Source organism: Paenibacillus glycanilyticus NBRC 16618 (assembly GCF_004000805.1).
GTDB lineage: Bacteria > Bacillota > Bacilli > Paenibacillales > Paenibacillaceae > Pristimantibacillus > Pristimantibacillus glycanilyticus.
Genome location: NZ_BILY01000015.1, coordinates 101,150 through 118,154 on the forward strand (window position 1 = coordinate 101,150; position 17,005 = coordinate 118,154).

Genomic DNA, 17,005 nt, shown 5'->3' on the forward strand with positions numbered 1-17,005 from the left:
GCGCCAATTGCGCAGCAGCGTTTCCTTATAAGGTGCTCATCACGATATTGCGGAGCTTCCGTGTCAGCGGCGTAGTGCCCGCATCCTTCTTCTGAATCATAAGCAGAATCGTCACACCCTCTTGAGGGAAGTTGCCGAAGTATGCGCCTAACCAGCCATCCCAGCCGTATTCTCCCGGGCTTGCCAGAATTCCCGCAGTCTTTGTGTCCGTCACGACGCGCATCAAGTTTCCGTAGCTGTGACCGGTCAGCGTATGCCAGGCGTCAAAGGCAGGCTGCTGGCGGGCATTTAACGTTCCCGACGTTAAATATTGAACCGTTCTTGGACGCAAAATGCGTACGCCGTCCAGGCTTCCTTGGTTCAGAAGCATGGTCGTAAATTTCGCCGCGTCGTCAATCGTGGAGACAAGTCCCGCGCCTCCGGATTCGAAAGCCGGTTCACGGTCCATTTGATGAATAATGCCCAGATGATTGCCCGTAAAGAGACTCATTCCGTCTTGCTCGCTTGCGTACGTTTTGACGAGACGCCCTCTCTTCTCTTCCGGCAGCCAGAAGCCCGTATCCTTCATGCCAAGCGGGCCAAAAATCTCCTTCCGCAAAAACTCGCCAAAGCGCATGCCGCTTACCACTTCGACGATTGCGCCGAGCACATCGGCCGATGTGCCATAAGTCCAGGAGGTTCCCGGCTGGAAAGCAAGCGGGCCTTCGCCCAGCTTGTTCATGGCTTCCACGGTGCCCATCGGAGATTCTCCTAACAGGCGTTCGTCAATCTCTCTGAACAAAGCCTCCGTAGCTTGTCCTGCCGCATGAGTTCCGCCGTATACCAGGCCGCAAGTCATATCAAGCAGGTCATGAATATTCATTTCCCGTTCCACGGGCACAAGCTCGCCGTTAACCTCGGCCTGTTGATTTTCGAAGCCCGGCAGGTATTGGCTGACCGGATCAAACAAGTCAATTTCTCCGCGCTCCATCAGAATCATAACGGCCGTTGCCGTAACGGGCTTGGTCATCGAATATAAGCGGAAGATTGTATTACGCTCTACCGGGCGTCCCGCTTCGCGGTCGGCTAGTCCGTCTTCATGATAAAAAATTTCTTCGCCGTCTTTAATCACCATAAAGCTGGCGCCGGCTACCTCGTTGTTATCGATGCTTTTTCTAAGCGCTGATTTAATCTGGCTGACTGCTGTCTGATCTAACATGATCGATAATCTCCTTCGCTTTCAATTACTTTCAATGACCAAAAGTATATTCGTTATTGAAGGAGAAAACTCCTTTATATTAACCTCACTATGCCTTGATTAATTGGTATCTTCCGCCTGCAACCGTCTCGAATGACAATAAGCCTTGCTCATCCAATGCTGCTGCAATCGCAATACCATCCGATTCCACGCGAAGCGCTGCAGCCGACCGGATCCGGCACATTCCGCCCGAGTTGGAAACGATCTCCGCGGTTGTAACAGCCCCTTGCTTCCATTGGAGCGATACGTCGAAATGGCCTCTCGCCCGCAATCCCCTCACATAACCTTGCGGCCAGGCATCCGGTAAGGATGGCAGCAGCTCCAGGTAGCCTTGATGGGATTGCACAAGCAGCTCGGCGATTCCGGAAGTCGCAGCGAAGTTGCCGTCAATCTGGAATGGCGGATGGGCATCAAACAGATTGCCGTATACGCCGCCATGATGATAATTCGTGTTGCCTTCCTCTACTAGAGTCAATAGATTCGAGAGCAGCCCTAATGCCCGGTTGCCGTTGCCAAAGCGAGCCCATAATCCAACCTTCCAGCCTAGACTCCAGCCCGTACCGCCGTCTCCGCGGATTTCGAGAGAACGCTGGGCAGCTGCCATAAGCTCCGGAGTCTCTCCCCATGTCAGTTGGCGACCGGGATAGACGCCGAACAAATGAGAGACATGACGGTGGAATTGATCCTCGTCTTCGAAATCCTTCGACCATTCCTGAAGTCTTCCATTCTCGCCGATTTGCAGCGGATGAAGCCGGCTGCGCGTGTCCGCGAGCCGCTCTCTGAATGGTTCATCAACGCCAAGAATCGTTGAAGCCTCAATCAGATTCGTGAACAAGTCCCAGATAAGCGACAAATCCATGGTAGACGCGGCGCTGACCGCAGCCAGGCCTTCTGCCGTACGGAACTTATGCTCCGGGGAGGTCGATGGCGACGTAATCAACCGGCCGTCCTTGTCTTCATGCAGCCAGTCCAGGCAGAATAAGGCCGCCTCTTTCATGACCGGGTAAGCCTTATCCCGCAGAAACGCCTCGTCTAATCCAAATGCGTAATGCTCCCATAAATGCTGGCAGAGCCATACGCCGCCCATCGGCCAGAACGCCCAGCCCGGATCCCCGTGACCGTAATCGCCAGCCGGCGCAGAATGGCACCAGATATCGCTGTTATGATGCGCGGTCCAGCCCGCAGCGCCGTAATTCGTTGAAGCGGTCTTCCGGCCGTTCTTGGACAAATTCCCGATGAAATCCAGCAGCGGCGTATGGCAATCGGCCAAATTACAGGTTTCCGCAGGCCAGTAGTTCATCTCCGCATTTATGTTAAGCGTATAGTTGCCGCTCCAGGGCGCTCTTGTCTCTTCGTTCCAGATGCCTTGCAGATTCGCGGGCTGGGTTCCTTTGCGGGAGCTTCCGATCATCAGATAACGGCCGTAATGATAAAGCAGCTCCACAAGCCCCGGATCGCTTGCCCCGTAATCCCGGATTCGCGCGTCTGTCGGATAATCAGGCGGCGCAATCGACTCGCCAAGACTCAGCTCCACGCGATTAAACAGCTTCCTATGATCTTCAATATGTCTTTGCAAGAGCGATTCATAGGAAAGCTTCTTGGCTTGCTCCAAGTAAGCGTAAGCTTCTGCCGACTCGTCCTTGCCTTCGCTTCCCGGTGAACGGTCGTAGCCGTTAAAGCTGGTTGCCGCGCTGAAAATAAGAGTGACGGCCGTTGCGCCCGTAACGCGCAGCCCGTCATTGCTGTAAGAAGCTTGTCCTTCTTCCACCCGGGCTGCCAATCGGCCTTCGAACCGCATTGCGTTGGCGCTGCCGGGCTCTCCATACTTAACAGGCATGTCCGTGTCGTAGTAACTCGGATCCACGTGTTCCGGCGCGTCTCCCCGAAGTATCAGGCTATCCTTGTCAAAAGCCGTCTCGTACCGCAGAGCGCTCTCAAGCCGGGCAAGGAAATTAAGCTTGCCCGGCTGACTCGCTTCGAGACGAAGCACAACAACCTGATCGGGATAAGATACGAATAAACGTCTCGTATAAGTCACGTTGCCGATTTGATACTCAACCGTTGAGGTCGCATCATCAAGATGGAGCGCTCTCCGGTAATTTTTCATCGTGTTCCCGTGCAGAAATTTTATATAAAGATCAGCCATCGGCAGGTAGGATTGCGTATATGGCCCCATCATCTGCTTGCATAACCGGTCGGCTGCCGCATATTGCCCCTCTTCGATCAATTTTCTGACTTCGGGCAGCACTTTGACAGCGTTGTCATTATCTCCGTGGCGGGGGCCGCCGGACCAGAGGGTATCTTCGTTTAACTGGATGCGTTCCATTTCCGATCCGCCAAACATCATCGCTCCAAGACGTCCGTTCCCGGTTGGCAGCGCGTCGGTCCATCTGACCGATGGACGATTGTATTGCAGTTTCATAGCAGCCTTGCTCCTTTTTGTAGGGGATATAAGTTGAAATCTATGATTTTATTCCTTTATTCCATAAAATCTTGCGCAGTTCCTGCCTAAAACAAGGGATTGTTCTTCTTCCGTAAAAGCTTCCAGGTAATGCCTTACGATATTTATCGTCTGATCGTAGGCACCGCTTAACGTACAAACCGGCCAGTCCGAGCCAATCATCAGCCTCTCGATTCCGAAACATTGAAACACGGTATCCAGATAGACGGCGAAATCATTCTCATGCCAATTGCCCCACTTCGCCTCCGTGACCATGCCGGACAGCTTGCAGCAGACATTCGGATAAGCCGCGAGTCTTGCCAGATCCTGAGCCCACGGCTCAAATCCTTTATTGGCAATATCCGGCTTCGCGATATGATCAAGGACAAAAGGCTGATTAGGGAACATTTCCACAAGCTCGGCAGCATAAGAAAGATGTTTGGGAAACAACAGCAAATCGTAGGTTAAACCGTACTTTTCCAGAGAAGCTATGCCATTTCTGAAATCCTCCCTCAGTAGAAAGCGGTCATCCGGCTCGTCATGCACCACATGGCGAACCCCTTTAAGCAAAGGGTGATTGCCATATTGCTCCAGCTGCCGCTCAATCTCCGGCGAGCATAAATCTACCCAGCCTACAACGCCTTTTATCTCGGAATAACGATCCGCCAAGTCTAAGAGCCATTCCGTTTCCTGAAGCGACTGCCGGGCCTGAACGGCAATGGAACCGTCAAATCCGTTTTGCAAAAGCAAGGGCTTCAAATGCTCCGGCAGAAAGTCAGCCTGAATCGCCTTGTGCTGCGCGGACATCCAGCCGTAATCCCGTTCGTTGTACATCCAGAAATGCTGATGGGAATCTATTCTCATGCGCTGCCTCCTTTTCTTTAACCTAAGGCCATTCTATCATCGCTTTAATCACTTTGTTAGCGGGATCCAGCCAGGATTCGAAATGATCCGCCATTTCGTCAAACGGCACAAGATGAGTCACGTAGCTGTCAACGTCAATGCCTCCCGCACGGATAACCTCCAGTACATGGAGGCAATCTTCCTTCGTTGCGTTGCGGCTTCCCATAATGGTCAGTTCCCGTTTATGGAATTCGGAATCATCGAAGGAAATATGGCCTTTTACTAATCCCACGTACACAAGCGTCCCGCCATGCGCCGCGTAACGAACCGCTGCCGACATGGAATGGGTGTTTCCCGTGGCATCAAATACGATGGTCGGGTAATCGCCGCCCGTCAAAGCCTCCAACCGGGAGAACGGATCATCCAGCGCATTAACGGCATGATCAACCTTTGCCCACTGCTTGCAAAAGTCCAGTCGTTCGTTATTCACATCCATTGCGATAACATTCGCGCCCGCATGCTTGGCGAGAGCCATGATGCCAAGGCCGATGGGCCCCGCTCCGATCACGAGCACCGTATCACCGGCCGCAAGTCCCGACCTCCGTACGGCATGCGCTCCGATGCTGAACGGTTCCACGATGGCCGCTTGCTCCAGGCTCAAGCCGTCCGCTTTGAGCAGATGCGTAACGGGAACGGAAATTTTCTCGCGCATTCCTCCATCCGCATGGACGCCCAGCACTTGAATCGATGTACAGCAGTTTGACTTTCCATGCCGGCATGCCACGCATTTCCCGCAATGCAAATAAGGGATAACGGCAACCTGATCGCCGGTTTTGAAGCCTTCCTCGTTATCGCCGATTTGTTCGATAATACCCGACAGCTCATGGCCGAGTATACGCGGATAAGTGAAGAACGGCTGATTTCCTTTATAAGCATGAAGATCCGTTCCGCAGATGCCGACCCGTTTCACCGATACGATCGCTTCACCAGCCGTAAACACCGGCTCCTCGAGATCCGCATACCTGAATTGCTCAACTTGCTCGCATACAATCCCCTTCATCATGCAACGTCTCCTCTATCTCTTATTATAAAACGGTATACCGCTCGCCCAAGTCTCGTTCATAATAGGCGCTAGAATTTTCCTAACTTCCCCAAGCAGCTCAAGATTAACCGGCTCATCGACCCACATCGCGTTCTTTGCAATGTTTGAAGGATTAGCCGTGCTGACAAGCGTTGTTGGAATCCGCTCGTTCATGGTAGAAAATTGAACCGCAAGCTTGGCAATATCCTCGCCTTGCGCGGCGCAATACTCCGCTGCCCGCTTGCATAACTCTTTAACCTCCCGGCTGGCGGGATGCCAATCCGGCGTACCCCGCGTTCCCAGCAAGCCCATCGATAGGGGCGATGCATTCACGAGTCCGATTCTCTTTTCCTCTATTAAAGGGAGAATCGTTTCAAGCGTTGTGTCATTCAAGGAGTAATGGCAATACGAGATGATGGCGTCTATGTCGGCGTTAGGCAGGAACTCTTCAAATAAGCTGAGCGGCAGCCCGCAAATGCCGGTATTTCGGATTTTCCCTTCGGCTTTCAACCGCTGAATGGCGGGGATCGCCTCTTCGTAAATAATAGCCGGCTCTACGAATTCAATGTCATGAAGGAACAGAATGTCCAAATAATCGGTATGCAGGCGCTGCAGGCTCTCTTCCACGCTTGCGACAATGGTCTCTCCTCTGAAATCAAAAGCATCCGCCCCGTATCTGCCTGCTTTCGTAGACAGATAGTAACGGTCGCGCGGAATGCTCTTCAATGCTTGACCAAGCACCGTTTCCGCTTTCTTGAGTCCGTAATAAGGCGATACGTCAATCAGATTAATGCCGGCATCGATTGCCACATGAACCGTGCGGATGCTTTCGTTGTCATCCGTTTCGCGGAACACGGAGCCAAGCGAAGAAGCGCCAAAGCTAAGTGCCGATACTTGCAGTCCGGTCTTGCCAAGCTTTCTATATTTCAAAGAGTCTCACTCCTGTTATAAAAGAATATAATTTCATTCTACATCAGCATAATCACACATGAAAACGCTCTAATCCTGTTATTTTATGCTCTAATTTGCTATCATCGAAGTAGTTACTGGCAGAAAGGAAGACGAAGTCATGCAAACCATACACAAACGCTTCGAGGAAACGGATAAATTCCCGTTCAGCCTTGTCTATCGGGATACGAAATCGCCGCAGCGGGAGCTGCCCGACCATCTGCATGACTGGTACGAGATTGTTTTTGTTTATTCCGGCGCAGGGACCTTCTTCATCAATCACAGCTTTTACGAAATGAATCCCGGCGATGTGTTTCTTATTCCCGGCAATACGGTTCATCGCGCGTTCCCGGAAGAGCTCTCGCCCGTGACCTCCAGCGCGATCTTCTTTGCGCCCCGTTTCATTCAGCCCATGGAATTCGGTGAATCCCATTCGCTGCTTCGCTGCTTCGAGCAAGCACGGAAAAGCAAAAGCTATAAGCTGGAGACATCCCTTGACGAGCGCCAGGCTTTTTCCGGCCTGATTGACGTCATGAATGAAGAATGGCATAACCGGCTTCCGAGTTATCGTGCAGCTATTGCCGTCAGGCTTTATGATTTCCTTATCGCGTTGAACCGGATGGCCTTGACGGAGACCGAGCATACGAGAAGCTCCAGCACCGAGCCGTCCTGGATCAGAGTGATCCTCGATTATATTGATGCTCATATCGGATCGCAAGAGATGAGTCTCGCCGACCTATCCTCGAAAGCATCCGTAACGTATGCCCATTTCTCCAGAGTGTTCAAACAGCATACCGGCATGAACGTAAGCGAATATATGCTGATCAAAAAAATCATGTTAGCCAAAGAAAAGCTGATGCTGACGGGCGATACCATCGCCTCCGTGTGCCAGGCATGCGGCTTTGAAAGCGAATCCTATTTCTATAAAAAGTTTAAGCTGGTCACCGGGATGACCCCCGTGGAGTACAGGCGCAGCTGCCGGTAAAGTCGATTTTCGCTTTTGGCGATTTCCCCTTGTTTTTCGGTTGATTCACCAAGAATAGCAGGCGTCCAGCCTATATGCTAAGGATGAAATCACAGAATCAGAAAGGGTGAACGTTTATGTTGGACAGCACGAAAGTATTAACCGAAGAGCAAGTACGCTATTACAGGGAGAATGGATTTGTTCAAATCGATGACATGTTGTCTGCGGAGGAGGTCGAGGAGCTGCGGGGCTACCTGGAAGAGACGATGGCGGTGCAAAACGGGCGCTCCACGCAAACGGCAGCTTCGGGGGATCTCTATTACAAAGTGTTGAATCAACGGGTTAATACGTGGCGGGATCACGGAGGAATGGCCCGGTTTGTGTTGTCCCGCCGGTTGGCCGACGCTGCCAAGCAGTTATCCGGAGCAAGAGGCGTGCGGCTCTTTCACGATCATGCCTTGCTGAAGATGCCTCAGGATTCGAAGCCAACGCCCTGGCACCAGGACTTGCCTTACTGGCCGATGAACGAGCCGGGCGCTTTGTCCATCTGGATTGCCTTGGATGATGTGGACGAGCATAACGGATGCTTGATGATGGTGCCTAAGTCGCAAAAAATCAAAAACTTGAAATCGATCGACCTTGTTAATCCGGAAGATATCTTCTCCAACGATGGCGCCAAGGATGTGGACCGCAATACGGCAGCCGTCGTGCGGATGAAAGCCGGCAGCTGCTCCTTCCACGACGGACTCACCTTTCACTATGCCCATGCCAACGAGACCGATAACCCCCGCCGCGCTCTTGCTATCGTCTATATGCCGGACGGCACGACTTACAGCGGCGCGAACCATGTATGTACCGACGGGCTTGGCTTCCGGAAGGGTGACGTGTTGACCGGCGGACTATTCCCTAGGCTCGCCTGACTCGGCGCGTCCCTTCATCCGCTTTCTGTAATGGCTTGGCGTTTCTCCCGTGAGCTTCTTGAAAACATGATTGAAATGGCTCAAGTCCTCGTATCCTATATCCAGCGCAATGCGGGCAATCTTGTCGCTTGAAGCGGCCAATAATTGCTTGGCAAGCTGAATTCGCTGGTCGTTACGAAATTCCACGAAGGACATTCCGGTCATTTGGCGGAACAGCAAGGTAAACTTGCTTTGGCTCATGCCCGCCATCTGGCTGATTTGTTCCAGCGACAAGGGATGGGATTGATGACGTTTAATAAATTCGCATAGGCGGGCGATCATTTCCCCGTCGTTCTGAATGGAAGGCAAGGAATGATTGCGGTTATTGACATACATGCGGCTGAGGATGATAAACAACTCGATGAGCTTTGATTTGATTAGAAAACGATACCCGCTTTCCTTATTTCCGTACTCCTTCATCAGCTGCTCCAATATTCCTCGGATGTCCAGCATTTGCCGGGGAGACAAGGTAAGCTTCGCTTGGAAGGATACATCCGACCGCAGAAACGGCTCCATATAATAAAAGTCGATAAACGAAGTGACTCCCGATAATACGGCAAGCTCCCGTTCGAGAAGAGCCGGTACGAACAGGACATTCACAACCCCCATCCCTTCGCTCTGAACGACCGTATACGCATGATCCATGCCGGGTTCGATGATGAACACATCTCCGGCCGCAATAGGGAATGTTTGTCCTTCGTATTCGTGAAGTCCCGAGCCTTGGCTAATAAAGACGAGTTCTACGAATTCATGGCGGTGCAGCGGAATCATCGTACCCTGCTTGAGCTCATAAGGTTCAATATGAAATAGAAAATGTTCGCTTTCCAGATGCTGATCGCTTTTCAGCACATCGCTCATACGGGTCCCCCGTCCGTTCATAAGGCGCTTTGCGGCTTGCAAAGCGCCTTTGCTGGACTATCAGATTTCAATGGAATTGTTTGATCTTCAGGAACAAATCCTTAAATACCGCATCCCGGTCAATATATCGCACGTAACGGATGAGATGCCTCGAAGGATCTGAGCTCCAACGGAAGTCTTCCGCAATGCGTGGACTAGGAAGCAGCTGCGAAGGTGCCCATTTTGGATTATTCAGCCAGGCTATCGTAGAGATATCCCAGATAACTCGGGAGTAGGCATAATGATCATCCGCGCAATCCCGGTAAGTCTCGTACAAATATTGCCCCAGCTCCCCCTCCGGCTGCACGTAATCCCGAATTTCGGATAACGTAGTCCTCAGATTCGAAGCAACTCCCATGCAAGGAATTAGAACAAGCGGCACGCCGCTGTCCATAATGACTCTGGAGGCATGCAAGTCCTGGGACAAATTAAACTCCCTTGTATCTCCCCATTCCAATGTATGGCCGCCAAGCCACACCACTACAATCTTTTCGATAATCCCAGGTTCCGTCAAAATGGCGCTTGCCACGTTCGTTATCGCTCCAATAGCTACCACATACAGCGGATCGTCGGCTTCACGCTGCATCGCCCTCTTAATCAGATCACGGACCGCATCACTTTCAACGGGCAGCTCGGCACCGGGCAAGTATTGCTCCGAGCCGCGAAAGGCCGGAACGTCCTCGCGCTTGAGCAGCTTTCGTATTTTCAGAATCTCGTTATAGCTTTTTGTCATGCCGTCGCCCGGGCTGCTGGATAATTCGTTGAAGAACGGGGCGGCGTATAAAGCCTCGACTTCCATTCTCTCATTCGACAGCAAAGAGTAGGCTACGGCGAATTGATCGTCAATTTCGTTGTACGTATCCGTATCGAGAACGATATGGATTTTCCCGGTTGGCGGGGCTAATCGTTGGACCACAAATGATTCGGACAGCTTCGGATACGACATTTCCTATTCCTCCATTATCAACAACCCATATTGTGTAAGCCCTTGCAAGATCAACTTTAAGCCGTTTCAACTCCAGCGTCAATGCGATTACGGAACCAATCCGTGCAGCTTCTTGAACGCTTCGGGATTCATCCCGTTCAGCTTGCGGAATACGACGCCGAAATAGCTCGAGCTCTCGAAACCAACCCTGCCCGCAATCTCGTACATTCTCATCGCCGGGTGCTGGAACATAAGCTGCTTGCTCCGTTTAATGCGCTGCTGGTTAATGTATTCCATCGGTCTGATATTCATCGTCTGCTGAAACATTCTGCATAAATATTGCGGGGTAACGGTCGCCACAGCCACCAGCTCGGTAAGCGTCATCGGTCTTTGCAAATTGTTCTCTATATAATGAAGGACGGGCTTCACCCGGTCGAACTCCTGATCCGAATAGGATGGGGACAGCAATTGATATTTAAGATCGATTAACAGGCCGTATAACAGCTTCGATCGTTCGAGGTCAGCCTCCTGATCATTGTCCATGGCCAAAGTCAACATCTGTTCCAACGGCTTGATGAGCTCATTGGTCTTCAGTCTTCCTGTTCCCGATTCGCTAATTCCGGCGAACAACAGCATTTGGTCCGCCTCTCGGCCGTTAAACGATACCCACGATACCTTCCATTTCTGATTCAGCGGCCTGTAGGAATGAGGGGTGTCCGGATAGAGGAAAAACACATCGCCGGCTTCCACTTTATACGCCTTGCCGTTCACAACGACCTCTCCTAAGCCCTCCAGTACTTGATGCATCAAGTAATCGGGAAAGCCTTCGGGGCGTTCGGTTTCCATTTGATGCTCCCAGTAGCCAACCGTCGTTGCAAAGAGCGGAAGGCCGGATGTTTCATCCTGCGAGCAGAAGAAATAATTACCCTCCATCAGGAAGACCTCGTTTCATATTTTAAGAGATGAATGTAAAATCCTTATATTTTATAAGTATACATTCCTCACTATACTATGAATATACTATCATTGAATTTTAGGAGATGAGAATTTTGCGAGCCAAACTTAATTATCAGCCGCCTGCAAACGGCTATCCGGAATGGAACAATAACCCTGAAATTTTCCAAATCAACCGTATTCCTGCACACGCTTCCATGATGTCGTACAGCTCTGTGGAAGAAGCTCTTATTGGCGATAAAACGGCTTCGGAACGTTATTTGTCCTTAAACGGAGTTTGGAAATTCGCCTTTGCCGAAACACCCGATACACGCATTCAGAACTTCTTTCAATCGGATTACGATGCCAGCTCTTGGACCGACATGCCCGTTCCATCTCATTGGCAGTTCCACGGCTTCGATTATCCGCAATATACGAATATCCGTTATCCATGGATCGAATCGGAGCCGGAATTGCAGCCGCCATTTGCCCCGACCAAATACAATCCGGTTGGTTCCTATATCCGAAGCTTTCAGGTTCCGGAATCCTGGAACGGTCAACCGGTATACTTGAGCTTCCAAGGCGTTGAATCCGCCTTCTACGTCTGGGTGAACGGCGAGCTGGTCGGCTATAGCGAAGACACCTTTACCCCGTCCGAATTTGATATTACTCCTTACTTAACGAGCGGCGAGAACAAGCTGGCCGTAGAAGTGTACCGTTGGTGCGATGCGAGCTGGCTGGAGGATCAGGACTTCTGGCGCCTCAGCGGTATTTTCCGCGACGTGTACTTGTATTCGAAGCCAAAGGTGAATATCTCGGACTTCTTTGCAGGTACCCACCTGGATGAGGAGTACCGGAATGCCGAATTGGAAGTTACCGTAACCCTCGAAAATTACTTTAACGAAGCAGCGGACGGCATCCGCGTTGAAGCCCAATTGTACGATGCTGAGCAACAGGCTGTATGGACGGAACCTGTAGCAGCTACCCATTCGTTCGCAAGCGACGGCGAGCATCGGCTGTCGCTGTCCGGCCATGTGGAGAACCCGCTCAAATGGAGCGCAGAGGCTCCTCATTTATATACGTTAGTGTTAACGGTCAAGAATGATGCCGGCCTAATCGAAACGCATAGCAGCAAGGTTGGCTTCCGGACGTTCGAGCTCAAGGACGGATTGATGCGGATTAACGGCAAACGGATTATTTTCAAAGGCGCAAATCGTCATGAATTTTCCTGCGATACCGGCCGGGCTTTATCCAAAGAGGATATGCTCCGGGATATCAAGCTTATGAAAACCCATAACATTAATGCGGTCCGGACCTCCCACTACCCGAATCAATCGGTCTGGTACGAGCTATGCGACGAATACGGTTTATACGTCATTGATGAAACGAATCTGGAAACGCACGGCTCCTGGACCTTCGGTCAGCAGGATTTGCCTGCTCATACGGTTCCGGGAAACCATCCGGAGTGGAGAGCCAACGTGCTGGATCGCTGCAATTCGATGTTCCAGCGGGACAAAAATCATCCTTCGGTTGTCATCTGGTCGCTTGGCAATGAATCCTTTGGCGGCGATAACTTTATCGCTATGCATGATTATTTGAAGGAAGCCGACCCTACAAGGCTTGTGCATTACGAAGGCGTGTTCCATTACCGCCCTTCCGAAGCTGCGTCGGATATGGAATCCACGATGTATGTTCGTCCTAACGAAGTTGAGCAATATGCCCTTCATCATCCGAAAAAACCTTATATCCTGTGCGAATACTCACATGCGATGGGCAACTCTTGCGGCGGGCTTCATAAATACGCGGAGCTGTTCGACAAATACGACATTTTGCAGGGCGGATTTATATGGGATTGGGTAGATCAGGCGATCCGGACCAAAACGGCTGACGGCGTGGAATATCTGGCCTATGGCGGCGATTTCGGCGAATCACCGCATGACGGCAACTTCAGCGGCAACGGCCTCCTGTTTGCTGACCGTTCCGTTACTCCAAAGCTGCTTGAAGTGAAAAAATGCTACCAGAACATTTCGATTTCGGATATCAATCTTGCTGCTCAGACGATTCGCGTAACGAATAAAAATTTATTTACCGACCTTGGCGTTTACGATATGAAGTGGGAAATTCAGCATGAAGGAAAAACCGTTCAGAAGGATGTAATGAAGATGTCGTTGGCACCAGGCGAGACTACGAAAGTAACGGTACCGTACAGCCCTTCGTTCTGCGAGCAAGAAGCGGTTCTGACCATTTCCTTCGTTATTCCGGAGGGATCGAAATGGGCGGAAGCCGGCCATGAAATCGCTTGGGAGCAGTTTATCCTATCGCCACGCGTGGTGGAGGTTTACAGCAACGTTACCGATGCCGTTCATGCTCCTCTGCGGTTAAACGAAGAACCCGAGTCGCTGCAAATCAGCAATAACGTATTATCCGTTACCTTTAGCCGTCTGACTGGCGATATCGTCTCCTATCGCTCCGGAAACAAAGAGAATTTGCTTGAACCAATTCGTCCTAACTTCTGGCGTGCGGCAACCGACAATGACTTCGGAAACAAAATGCCGGAGCGCTGCTTGGTATGGAAGGATGCCGGAAGCACCAAGCAGCTCATTCAGTTTGCATGGACCGCAGCTCAAGACCGCTGCCATGTCACAACGGTGCATCAACTGGCTACAACTCCCGCGTCTTTGCTTACAATCAGCTATACGGTTCATGCCAACGGCTCGATTGATATCCGCGAGCAGTTAATGCCTGGCGGCGACAAGCTGCCTGAAATACCGGAATTCGGCATGCTGCTTGTTCTTGACGGCAGTCTGGATACCATCTCCTGGTATGGCTTAGGGCCGCAGGATAGTTACTGGGATCGCAAAACCGGCGCGAAATTAGGCCAATACAGCGGTTCGGTTAAAGACCAATTTGTTCCTTACCTGCGTCCTCAGGAATGCGGCAATAAGACCGATGTCCGTTACGCAGAGCTTACAAACGGCGCCGATGGAAACGGTATTCGCTTTGACAGCGCCGCCGTTATGGAAATCAATGCCCTCCCTTGGACGCCGGATGAGCTTGAAGCAAGCGACCATCCGTATAAACTGCCTGTCTCGTCCAAAACCGTCGTACGCGTAAACGACAAGCAAATGGGCGTTGGCGGCGATGACAGCTGGGGGGCTCCTATTCATCCGGATTATAAGCTATTCGCTAACCGGACTTATAGCTTATCCTTTACCATTTCTTTGATCTAACCAAGCAAACAAGACCATCCTGGCTTCAGGATGGTCTTGTTTGCTATCGGGAGATGAGCTCGATTAGTTGGGACGGGGTTCTGAGCTTTGGAAAGTCCGTCCATTTCCCCGCTCTTTCTTCGGGAAGAAACCATGTCGCATGGTAAGCCTGCAGGCCGGAGCTTGACGCGCCGGATAATTCATTAGAGCCTCCATCGCCAATAAATAAGGCGGCAGACGGCGGCACTCCGATCCGTTCGCAAGCAAGCTGGTAAATGCGGGGCTCAGGCTTGGCGGTATTTACCGCATAAGAGAAAATCGCATCGTCAAAATACGCAGCTAGTCCGCTGGCTTCCCAGGAAGATACCTCCTCCGGCGCGCAATTGCTTATGAGACATAACTTGATTCCCGACGCGCGGAGCTGCCCAAGCATGTCCAGAATAGCCGGCTCTATCCGGTTGAACGGGACGGACTTGGAAGCAATACGTTCATTATGAATGAGATCGATGATTTCTTCGGTTGCTTCATGTCCAAGCGTACTCAGAATATCTCTTAATACGGAAGGGAAATCCGGGAAAGTCCCGTTCATCCTCTGCTCTTGCCTCTTTTTCCACTCCTGCTCGAATAGCTGGGTATCCACCCCGAGCTGTCCGACAAAATGATTCGAACGCGGCGCTTTCCGTACGCCGTTCTCAAACTCGGTAATTAAAGTCTCGAACAAATCAAAAAACACGGCTTGGATTTTCAACAGGATCCCTCCAGGCTGGCATGGTAAACGGGAGACAAATAGCTTAAACCAATTTTATTTAGATGCAACAGGCGCTCTTCCAACTCCAGTAAGACAGGAAGCGTATCCGTTGACTTACTGGCAGATATAAGATCACGAACAAACAACAGCAGTTCTTGAATAGACAATCTCGAAGCTTGATTAATCGTCTGTCCATCTACCGTAACGGACAAACATTCCTTGTCGTAATGACTGCTTTGGATGCAATCCGGGCAATGAACCGGGCCTGAAAAATAATTAATAGCTTTTAGATTGCCTTTGCTTGTTGTACCGGAGTCTCTCAGAAACTTTACATCGTTCACGCAACCTCTGTAGAAGCCCTGTTTGAGTTTGGATTTGTGCGTATAAGTTAGGAGCTCATCCTTATAACCGTACAATAAAATCTCAATAAAGGTAGGATCTTGCTCTGCCAACGGACGATCATAGCTGATGCCAAGCACTTCGGACAATTGTTTTATCATTTCGACGGGTCCGCATTTTGTGCCTGCCCATAATAGGACGGCACCGCGCTTAAGAGACAGCTCCGAAGCAATCATGCGGCGGGGATCAATGTCAATCATTGCCGGACTACCGCTGCATGAAGAGCATTCCCTATTTGTTTTGTGTTCAGAGAAATTGTCTGCTTCCCATCTCTTCCCTTCATCCCTTTGATTCCCGCTCCAAGCATATAATTGCTTTAGTCTTTCCTGCACGCTTGTGATTATGGCAATTAGAGAACTGCGAGGATTAAACTTATCCGTAGCTATGGTTTGCTGCATGCTCACCGACGCCTTCCTCCCTAATATTGGAAATAATATCTAACACCAACTATAACGAATTCCAGCCTTCCTATCAATCATTCAATATGCTAGTATAGCGAAAAAGAATCCGTTCTTTCTTCATTAAGGAGGCAGCAAATATGTCTACATTCCGTTTTTCGCCTTATAGCGTAGCCATCATTACGCCTTTCCGTCAGGATGACACGATTGACGAACAAGGAATCCATCACATGGTTCAATATTACGCGGAACAACAGGTTTCTGCCCTGCTGGTGGGAGGCTCAACCGGGGAACAGCACTCCTTGTCCTTGGAGGAGAGAATCCTTCTCTATCAACGAACCAGGCAAGCCGCTCCTGCAGAGATTCCTTTATATGCGGGAGTAGCGGCGATCCGAACTCGTGACGCGGTCCGATTAGCGACGGAGGCTGAAAAAGCCGGACATGCGGCGATTATGCTTGGTTTTCCGCCTTATGTCCGCCCAAGCCAACGTGAAGCTGCTTTATATGTTGAAGCGGTATGCTCAGCTGCATCGCTGCCCGTCATGCTCTACAATAATCCTGTACGAACGGGATTTAATCTGGAGCCTCAAACCATAATAGCCTTGGCTAGGAGGTTCCCTCAAATTAAAGCGGTAAAAGAAGCCGGCAGCCCGGATGTCGTCAAAGGGGTTACCGAAGAGCTTGGGGAAGATTTTCAAGTGTTGTCCGGAATCGACGCTACCATTGCAGAATATTTTGCAAAAGGTTATAACGGCCTAACGAGCGTTGCAGGCAGCCTGTTCCCGAAAGAAATGAAAGAAATCGTTACTCTGTTACGCTCGGGACAACAGGTGGAAGCTTCGTTAAAACTTGCGATTGTTCAGCCTAAGCTGGAGCTGCTCGGCAGTATCGGCTGGGTCAGAGTTATCCGTCACCACCTTGCAGCTCAAGGGATCATAGCGGGCGGTTTCCGCGAACCTCTCACTCCTCTAACCCCAGAGGAAGAAGCAGCGGTACGCACCGTCTTGCAGTAAAGAAAAGACGC

At 50.8% G+C, this 17,005-nt stretch carries 14 protein-coding genes; 4 read left to right on the top strand and 10 right to left on the bottom strand.

The window, feature by feature from the left end:
* Positions 1 to 25 precede the first annotated feature (25 nt).
* From PGL01S_RS14205 to PGL01S_RS14225, 5 genes are all read right to left on the bottom strand, one after another.
* Positions 26 to 1,198: a serine hydrolase domain-containing protein gene (locus tag PGL01S_RS14205; RefSeq protein WP_127495268.1), complete on the bottom strand. Its 1,173-nt coding sequence runs from the start codon at positions 1,196 to 1,198 to the stop codon at positions 26 to 28.
* A gap of 88 nt (positions 1,199 to 1,286) precedes the next feature.
* A complete protein-coding gene (locus PGL01S_RS14210) occupies positions 1,287 to 3,659 on the bottom strand; it encodes a glycoside hydrolase family 95 protein (RefSeq protein ID WP_127495269.1) in 2,373 nt (790 codons plus the stop codon).
* 48 nt (positions 3,660 to 3,707) lie between these two features.
* Positions 3,708 to 4,541 carry an amidohydrolase family protein gene (locus PGL01S_RS14215; RefSeq protein WP_127495270.1) on the bottom strand — a complete coding sequence of 278 codons (834 nt, stop codon included), beginning with the start codon at positions 4,539 to 4,541 and terminating at the stop codon, positions 3,708 to 3,710.
* 22 nt (positions 4,542 to 4,563) lie between these two features.
* The gene (locus tag PGL01S_RS14220; protein ID WP_127495312.1) at positions 4,564 to 5,580 is read right to left on the bottom strand and encodes a zinc-binding alcohol dehydrogenase family protein; all 1,017 of its coding nucleotides are present in this window, start codon (positions 5,578 to 5,580) and stop codon (positions 4,564 to 4,566) included.
* Between the two features lie 15 nt (positions 5,581 to 5,595).
* Complete coding sequence (locus PGL01S_RS14225) at positions 5,596 to 6,531, bottom strand: aldo/keto reductase (protein ID WP_127495271.1); 936 nt, start codon at positions 6,529 to 6,531, stop codon at positions 5,596 to 5,598.
* Positions 6,532 to 6,670: 139 nt separating this feature from the next.
* Here PGL01S_RS14225 and PGL01S_RS14230 point away from each other — a divergent pair, with 139 nt between their 5' ends.
* A complete protein-coding gene (locus PGL01S_RS14230; protein ID WP_127495272.1) occupies positions 6,671 to 7,534 on the top strand; it encodes a helix-turn-helix domain-containing protein in 864 nt (287 codons plus the stop codon).
* Between the two features lie 116 nt (positions 7,535 to 7,650).
* On the top strand, positions 7,651 to 8,433 hold the full coding sequence (locus PGL01S_RS14235; RefSeq protein WP_127495273.1) for a phytanoyl-CoA dioxygenase family protein: 783 nt from the start codon (positions 7,651 to 7,653) through the stop codon (positions 8,431 to 8,433).
* Here PGL01S_RS14235 and PGL01S_RS14240 read toward each other — a convergent pair.
* The 3 genes from PGL01S_RS14240 to PGL01S_RS14250 all read right to left on the bottom strand — a co-directional run bounded on the left by PGL01S_RS14240 (position 8,413) and on the right by PGL01S_RS14250 (position 11,227).
* Positions 8,413 to 9,330 carry an AraC family transcriptional regulator gene (locus PGL01S_RS14240; RefSeq protein ID WP_164775467.1) on the bottom strand — a complete coding sequence of 306 codons (918 nt, stop codon included), beginning with the start codon at positions 9,328 to 9,330 and terminating at the stop codon, positions 8,413 to 8,415. The genes PGL01S_RS14235 and PGL01S_RS14240 overlap by 21 nt on opposite strands.
* A 67-nt stretch (positions 9,331 to 9,397) precedes the next feature.
* Positions 9,398 to 10,315 (bottom strand): nucleoside hydrolase, encoded by a 918-nt coding sequence (locus PGL01S_RS14245; RefSeq protein WP_127495275.1) that lies wholly within the window; start codon positions 10,313 to 10,315, stop codon positions 9,398 to 9,400.
* A gap of 87 nt (positions 10,316 to 10,402) precedes the next feature.
* Positions 10,403 to 11,227, bottom strand: coding sequence for an AraC family transcriptional regulator (locus tag PGL01S_RS14250; protein WP_127495276.1), 825 nt, complete (start codon positions 11,225 to 11,227; stop codon positions 10,403 to 10,405).
* A gap of 116 nt (positions 11,228 to 11,343) precedes the next feature.
* Here PGL01S_RS14250 and lacZ point away from each other — a divergent pair, with 116 nt between their 5' ends.
* Entirely contained in the window at positions 11,344 to 14,457 is a 3,114-nt protein-coding gene (gene lacZ / locus PGL01S_RS14255) for a beta-galactosidase, LacZ type (RefSeq protein WP_127495277.1), read from the top strand.
* A 43-nt stretch (positions 14,458 to 14,500) separates the two neighbouring features.
* Here lacZ and PGL01S_RS14260 read toward each other — a convergent pair whose 3' ends face one another.
* Positions 14,501 to 15,184: an HAD family hydrolase gene (locus PGL01S_RS14260; protein ID WP_164775468.1), complete on the bottom strand. Its 684-nt coding sequence runs from the start codon at positions 15,182 to 15,184 to the stop codon at positions 14,501 to 14,503.
* Positions 15,181 to 15,981 carry a hypothetical protein gene (locus PGL01S_RS14265; protein ID WP_244935593.1) on the bottom strand — a complete coding sequence of 267 codons (801 nt, stop codon included), beginning with the start codon at positions 15,979 to 15,981 and terminating at the stop codon, positions 15,181 to 15,183. The genes PGL01S_RS14260 and PGL01S_RS14265 overlap by 4 nt, the downstream gene beginning before the upstream one ends.
* A gap of 140 nt (positions 15,982 to 16,121) precedes the next feature.
* Between PGL01S_RS14265 and PGL01S_RS14270 the strand changes: the two genes are divergently transcribed.
* Positions 16,122 to 16,994 carry a dihydrodipicolinate synthase family protein gene (locus tag PGL01S_RS14270; protein ID WP_127495280.1) on the top strand — a complete coding sequence of 291 codons (873 nt, stop codon included), beginning with the start codon at positions 16,122 to 16,124 and terminating at the stop codon, positions 16,992 to 16,994.
* Positions 16,995 to 17,005: the final 11 nt, after the last annotated feature.

Coding starts and splice junctions, on each gene's coding strand:
- PGL01S_RS14205 (WP_127495268.1), bottom strand. CDS start 1,198: ATGTTAGATCAGACAGCAGTCAGCCAGATTAAATCAGCGCTTAGAAAA.
- PGL01S_RS14210 (WP_127495269.1), bottom strand. CDS start 3,659: ATGAAACTGCAATACAATCGTCCATCGGTCAGATGGACCGACGCGCTG.
- PGL01S_RS14215 (WP_127495270.1), bottom strand. CDS start 4,541: ATGAGAATAGATTCCCATCAGCATTTCTGGATGTACAACGAACGGGAT.
- PGL01S_RS14220 (WP_127495312.1), bottom strand. CDS start 5,580: ATGAAGGGGATTGTATGCGAGCAAGTTGAGCAATTCAGGTATGCGGAT.
- PGL01S_RS14230 (WP_127495272.1), top strand. CDS start 6,671: ATGCAAACCATACACAAACGCTTCGAGGAAACGGATAAATTCCCGTTC.
- PGL01S_RS14235 (WP_127495273.1), top strand. CDS start 7,651: ATGTTGGACAGCACGAAAGTATTAACCGAAGAGCAAGTACGCTATTAC.
- PGL01S_RS14240 (WP_164775467.1), bottom strand. CDS start 9,330: ATGAGCGATGTGCTGAAAAGCGATCAGCATCTGGAAAGCGAACATTTT.
- PGL01S_RS14245 (WP_127495275.1), bottom strand. CDS start 10,315: ATGTCGTATCCGAAGCTGTCCGAATCATTTGTGGTCCAACGATTAGCC.
- PGL01S_RS14250 (WP_127495276.1), bottom strand. CDS start 11,227: ATGGAGGGTAATTATTTCTTCTGCTCGCAGGATGAAACATCCGGCCTT.
- PGL01S_RS14265 (WP_244935593.1), bottom strand. CDS start 15,981: ATGCAGCAAACCATAGCTACGGATAAGTTTAATCCTCGCAGTTCTCTA.
- PGL01S_RS14270 (WP_127495280.1), top strand. CDS start 16,122: ATGTCTACATTCCGTTTTTCGCCTTATAGCGTAGCCATCATTACGCCT.